The 970-nt window shown below is 36.8% G+C and carries 2 protein-coding genes; both read right to left on the reverse strand.

The window, feature by feature from the left end; genetic code table 11:
* The coding region (locus AC1DPZ_RS28005; protein ID WP_477409704.1) for a hypothetical protein at positions 1-210 on the reverse strand (210 nt) is incomplete at its 3' end.
* Between the two features lie 205 nt (positions 211-415).
* Positions 416-970: NAD-dependent epimerase/dehydratase family protein (locus AC1DPZ_RS28010; RefSeq protein WP_477409706.1), on the reverse strand; the 555-nt coding region annotated here is incomplete at its 5' end.

Here is a 970-nt window from a genome sequence, read left to right on the forward strand (position 1 = left end):
TCTTAATCCAGTTAAGTTTACCGCAAAAGTAGTTGCTGCTGTAGCCGCAGAAATTGAAGAGCCGCTTAAATTTGCTGAAAGCGTAGTGTCTTGAATGCGACCAGAGCCGGAGCCTTCACTTTCTTTTTTACAACTACCTAAAAAGATAATTGCTGATAAAACCATGCTGAGTACAGCCACTTTTCCGAAGAGTTTTGTCTTTTTTTCCATGCAATTTTTAATTTTGGCTCTTCAAACGGTACTCCGTTTAAAAAATTACAATTAAAAATTACCTGGAAAGATTAGACTTAAATGTTAAAAAGTTCAAAAACTGTATTTTTCACACTTAAATAGGGGCGAAATTGTGTGAAATCAAAGTGTAAAGAAAGTGTATAATTTGCACACTTCATGACATTAAGATGACAAATAAAATATCTTATTCAGACAATATCGCCTCCACCGGTGTACTTTTAACCTTGTAAAAGGCCTTATACCACGCGATAAAACGGGCAACACCGGTAGGTACAGAAATTTGAGGTTTATAATTTAAAACCGCATCAAGATTGGATACATCGGCGCAAGTTTCGGCAACATCACCCTCTTGCATTGGTCTGAATATTTTTATTGCTTTTTTATGGATCCGTTTCTCAATTTCACTTACGAAATCAAGTAGGTTAACCGGTGCGCCTCTACCTATGTTAAATATCCTGAACGGCGCTTTTGATGTGGCTGGATCGGGGTTTAATGCATCCCATTCCTGGTTGCTTTCTGCCGGTTGGTCAATTACATGCACAATACCTTCAACAATGTCATCTATGTAAGTAAAATCGCGTTTCATATTTCCATTGTTAAAAACTTCAATGGGTTTACCTTCTATTATAGCTTTGGTAAAAATAAATAAAGCCATATCTGGTCTGCCCCAAGGACCATAAACGGTAAAAAAACGTAATCCTGTTGTACGTAAATTAAATAAATGGCTGTAGGTATGTGC

Source organism: Mucilaginibacter sp. P4_G9 (genome assembly GCF_056400985.1).